At 69.1% G+C, this 4,115-nt stretch carries 6 protein-coding genes; 2 read left to right on the top strand and 4 right to left on the bottom strand.

Features of this window, described 5'->3' with window-relative positions:
- Positions 1 to 389 precede the first annotated feature (389 nt).
- Positions 390 to 932, bottom strand: a complete 543-nt coding sequence (locus tag CCN72_RS23600) for a GNAT family N-acetyltransferase (protein ID WP_086809361.1) — start codon at positions 930 to 932, stop codon at positions 390 to 392.
- Between the two features lie 303 nt (positions 933 to 1,235).
- Here CCN72_RS23600 and CCN72_RS23595 point away from each other — a divergent pair, with 303 nt between their 5' ends.
- Complete coding sequence (locus CCN72_RS23595; RefSeq protein WP_086809360.1) at positions 1,236 to 1,751, top strand: hypothetical protein; 516 nt, start codon at positions 1,236 to 1,238, stop codon at positions 1,749 to 1,751.
- A 60-nt stretch (positions 1,752 to 1,811) separates the two neighbouring features.
- Here CCN72_RS23595 and CCN72_RS23590 read toward each other — a convergent pair whose 3' ends face one another.
- The gene (locus CCN72_RS23590; protein ID WP_086809358.1) at positions 1,812 to 2,057 is read right to left on the bottom strand and encodes a DUF397 domain-containing protein; all 246 of its coding nucleotides are present in this window, start codon (positions 2,055 to 2,057) and stop codon (positions 1,812 to 1,814) included.
- On the bottom strand, positions 2,054 to 2,920 hold the full coding sequence (locus CCN72_RS23585) for a helix-turn-helix domain-containing protein (RefSeq protein WP_086809356.1): 867 nt from the start codon (positions 2,918 to 2,920) through the stop codon (positions 2,054 to 2,056). Before CCN72_RS23585 ends, CCN72_RS23590 begins: the two co-directional genes overlap by 4 nt.
- Positions 2,921 to 3,439: 519 nt before the next feature.
- Here CCN72_RS23585 and CCN72_RS23580 point away from each other — a divergent pair.
- Positions 3,440 to 3,835 (top strand): hypothetical protein, encoded by a 396-nt coding sequence (locus tag CCN72_RS23580; RefSeq protein ID WP_237544607.1) that lies wholly within the window; start codon positions 3,440 to 3,442, stop codon positions 3,833 to 3,835.
- Between the two features lie 97 nt (positions 3,836 to 3,932).
- Here CCN72_RS23580 and CCN72_RS23575 read toward each other — a convergent pair.
- Positions 3,933 to 4,115, bottom strand: a 183-nt coding sequence (locus CCN72_RS23575; protein WP_143664177.1) for an LPXTG cell wall anchor domain-containing protein, incomplete at its 5' end; no start/stop codon positions are given.

Below are 4,115 nucleotides of genomic sequence, written 5' to 3'. Positions count from 1 at the left end.
GGGTAATACGGCGTGCATGCGGCTGGTTCCGGCCAAGTGGCCCGGTAGCAGGTCCTGTTGGTGTGGAACGGCGGTCAGGTGGGCTCCGGCCTTGTGGCGGGCGGCGAGTCCGTCGAAGGGAGCGCCGAGGCCCACGGCCACCACGAGGTCCGCCGGACAGGCCCTAGGGCCTGTCTGACAATTCCCGTCTGCCGCGCGACGCCATGCACGCACTCTCGCGGCACCGGGCGCAGACCCAAGTACGTCCAGTACGAGGGCCTACGCCCGGCACCCCGAGAGCACGCACCTGACGCCGCGCGGCCGCCCTCCGGGCGACGACGGGAATTGTCAGACAGGCCCTAGTGCACCCCGCCTTCAGAGAAGGAAACGTTCCCCAGCGTTTCGGTGCGTCAGAGCGGTGCCAGGATCATCAGGATTTCGTCGCGATCATCGCCGGGGGCGAGACGAAGAGCGCCCGGCCAACGACCTGTCTCCTTCCAGCCCAGGCGGCCGTAGAAGTCCTCCAGGCCAACGCCGCCACGTGCAGCCAAGTGGAGTTGTTCCAGCCCCATCTCGTCGCGGGCGATGTCACGAACGTGATTCATGAGAGCGGCCCCGATGCCGCGGCCCCGCAGGCTCGTCCGTGTCTGGACATGGTGGAGCGTCCCCCAGTGGGAGACGACCTCAAAGGGATCACGCCGGACATTCAGCCACCCGGCGAGGTTGCCGTTGATCGATGCGACCACGAGGCGGCTCGTCTCAGGGACAAGGCCCCCGATGAGGGAGTCGACCGCAGGGGCGGCCTGGCTCGCGTCGATGGGCGGGAACGGGAATCCCGCCGCTCCGCCGGCGTTGGTGACCTCAATCCAGCATCCGATGAGTGCTTGCCTGAGTTCCGGCGTGACGTCACCTGGGGCTGTGACCTGTCGCAGGTCGAGGAGACCACCATTCATGCAGGGGATCCTTGCACCCAGCACTGACAGTTCTGGGTGGGTTCGGGATCAGCACGGGCCGATCGTTTCGGTTCGGGAGGCGCGTTGTTCGTCGAGCGCGCTGACGGCGCAGCGTCCGGCCAGTTCCTCACGGAGTCCCGCTTGTCATGGTGCAGGGCGGCGATCACGGGGGCGGGCGCCGATCGCGGCTGTCCGCTTGTTCCATTCGGTGAGGACATCGGGGGCCCGGTTCATTGTGGCCCGACGACCCCGGCTTCTCTGTAGAGGTTCTCCTTGATCAGGCATCCGTCGGTGCGGGCGAGCTTGCCTGACCGGCTCGCCAAGGTGCGCAAGGACAAGGCGGTCTGGGAGCACCAGCGCACGTACGAGCAGAGCAAACGGCAGTACCTGGGCGAGGACGTGCTCAAGAACACCGGCAGCGCGGTGGTCTGGTGGCTCGCCAAGAACGACGAACACGTGGAGAAGACGGTCGCCGACCTCGGCCTGCTCGCCCAACTCACGTCCGCGGCCAACGACTCGGACATCCCCGAGCGCCTCCAGGAACTCCTGTCGCCTTCCCGGCCCGATGAGCCCGACGAGTTCGATGAGACCGACGGGCCGGTCAGCACTGACGCCTTCGGCGGAGCCCCGGGGCACCGGTCGGCGGCGGACCACCTCTCGGACCTCTTCGACGCCATGGGCTTCCCGGAGGGGGATGCCCGACGGGCCATGCTGGCGGCCCAGTTCGCCCACCTCATCAAGGAGCAGAACCGGTACGAGACGGCCGAGGAGGTCCTGCGCCGCTTCGCTCCGCCGGAGCCGGAGGACGACGCGGCGTAGAACACCCAAGAGGCGTGCCACCGAGCCCGGTTGGGGGTCAGGGCACGCCTCGCGCTCGGTTCAGATCCCGGCCGCGTACCGCACGAACCGCGTCCAGCCCTCCGGCCCGACGGTGAAGTCCGGGCGCGTGATGTCCTTGGAGTCGCGCACGTGAACGGCCTGTTCGGCGAGGGCGACCTCGACGCAGCTGTCACCCTCGCTGCCGCTGTAGCTTGACTTGAACCAGGCCACGGCGACCTCGACACAGTCGTCACCCTGGCTGCCGCTGTAGCTTGACTTGAACCAGGCCAGTTCTGTCGTGCTCATAGCTCTCCTCGCAGTCGCTCCAGCAGACCCCGCGAGTACACGGCATTCAGGGCCTGCGAGCGCAGTGTGTCATAGCGCCGGTAGAGCAGACTTACCTCTTTGGGGTCGGAGATGAGCCGACCGTTCTGCTGGCCTTCGGAGTATGCGTACCGCTGGCCGTTCGGAGCCTCCAGGAGTCGCAACGGCCCATCCAGGCAACCGTGCAACCCGCCTTCCAGCGGCACGATTTGAAGCGTCACGTTACGCAACGCCGTCAGCTCCAGGACTTGGTCGAACAGCTCCCGCATCTGCTCCGTGGTCCCGAACCGCCGCCGGAAGACATGCTCCTCGATGATGAAGTCGAACGGCGTGGTGGGCCGCTCGAACAGCATGCGCTGCCGCTCCATCCGCTGGGCCATGAAGTTCTCCAGCTGGTCGTCCGGCGCCACGGGCACGGCGCCCTCGAAGACCGCCCTCGCGTACGCCTCCGTCTGGAGCAGCCCCGGCACCACCCGGCACTCGTACGTCAGCAGACTGACCGCGATCCGTTCCAGCCGCGCCCATTGCCGGAACCACGCCGCGAACCCCACGTCGCTGCGCGTCAGATGCTTCGCCGCCTTCTTCAGGGCGCCCGTGTTCCCGGTCGCCGAGTCGGCCCCCTCCACGAAGGACCTGTCCGGCATCCGCCGGCCGTACTCCACGGACTCGACGGTGTACTTGGAGTACCCGACCAGTGCCCCGAATTCGGTTCTGCTGTACCCCGCGTGCTCGCGCATGGCCTGGACGAAGGCGCCGAACGTCCGCAGGCTGTCGGAGGGATCGGGCTCCCGGTCCAACTGGTAGGCATTCGGGTCGTCTTCGTTCTCGCTCGCGCCGTTCCCCATTCGCGGCCACCTCCAGGTGCGTACGTGCTGTGCTGTGTCAACGCGCTCGACAGCACTCAGAGTGGCGCAAGACGCCCCGTACAATCCACGGATTGTGCCCGTACGCTGACGGAGAGTACGACCCCTCGCCCCGCGCACACCGCCGCCGCACAGGCGCACGGTCGGGGCGAGCCCTCTCACGTTCCATGAGTAGGCTGCGGTCCCGTTCCGTCAGATCTGTCATGCCCATTTGAAAGGCCGCAGTTGAGCACACCACCGTCGTACCCCGACCCTCGGCAGATGCCGGGGCCGTATCAACAGGCTCCGGGGCCGTATCAGCAGCCGCAGGCGCCGGGGGCGTACGCCCAGGCGCCAGGGGCGTACCCGCCCGCGCCGGGGCCTTATGCGCAGCCGGGAGCGGCGCAGTACGCGCCCGCGGCCGCTCCGGGGCCGTATCAGCAGGCCCCCGTTCCCGGCCCGTACCAGCAGCCGCAGGCTCAGGCGCAGCCGTACGGCGGTGGGATGCCGGTCGGTGGGGCGATGCAGGCATGCCAGCTGTGCGGGGCCGGGCCCGCGGCGCAGGTCACGGTGCGGGGGCATCAGGGCATGCTGATCATCATGCGGTCCCTGCGCCGCCGGGGGACGATGTGCCGTCCCTGTGCGCTGGCGACCTTCCGGGAGATGCAGGCCAACACCATGGTGCAGGGGTGGTGGGGGCCGATGTCCGTGGTCATCACGCCCATCACGCTGCTGATCAACCTCGGTGCCCTGTCCACGATCCGCCGTATTCCGGAGCCGGTCGTGGCCGGACACCGGCCGCCGCTGAACCCGGGCAAATCGGTGTTCAAGCGGCCGCAGGGCATCCTCGGGCTGGTCCCGCTGTGCCTGGTCCTCGGTGTGGTGCTGCTCGCCGTCGTCGGGATGGCGGCCGGGTAGAGCGACGCCAGCGGTGCGGTGCCCGCCGTGAAGGTCGGGCATGGCGACGGGCCGGTGCATCGCGCACCGGCCCGTCCTCCGTAGGGCTTCGGACGTGTCAGTGGCGCCTGGTGCGACGCCTGCGGCCGAGGTGGACGGCTGCCGCGCCCGCGCCCAGCAGCAGGGCGACGAGGGAGAGGATCCTCCCCATGTCGGCCATGCCGGTGCTGGCGAGGGGGCCGCCGCCGCCCTGGTTCGTGCCGCCCGGGGCCGGGCCGGTGGACGGCTCGGCGGACGGCGG

This window comes from Streptomyces murinus (genome assembly GCF_002154555.1).
GTDB lineage: Bacteria > Actinomycetota > Actinomycetes > Streptomycetales > Streptomycetaceae > Streptomyces > Streptomyces murinus.
The sequence above is the reverse complement of the archived record's forward strand: the minus strand, read 5'-3'. Positions and strand labels throughout refer to the sequence as shown.

Bases quoted from the DNA above. Each gene is read 5' to 3' on its own strand.
- CCN72_RS23590 (WP_086809358.1), bottom strand. From the start codon at position 2,057: ATGAGCACGACAGAACTGGCCTGGTTCAAGTCAAGCTACAGCGGCAGC.
- CCN72_RS23600 (WP_086809361.1), bottom strand. From the start codon at position 932: ATGAATGGTGGTCTCCTCGACCTGCGACAGGTCACAGCCCCAGGTGAC.
- CCN72_RS23585 (WP_086809356.1), bottom strand. From the start codon at position 2,920: ATGGGGAACGGCGCGAGCGAGAACGAAGACGACCCGAATGCCTACCAG.
- CCN72_RS23580 (WP_237544607.1), top strand. From the start codon at position 3,440: ATGCAGGCATGCCAGCTGTGCGGGGCCGGGCCCGCGGCGCAGGTCACG.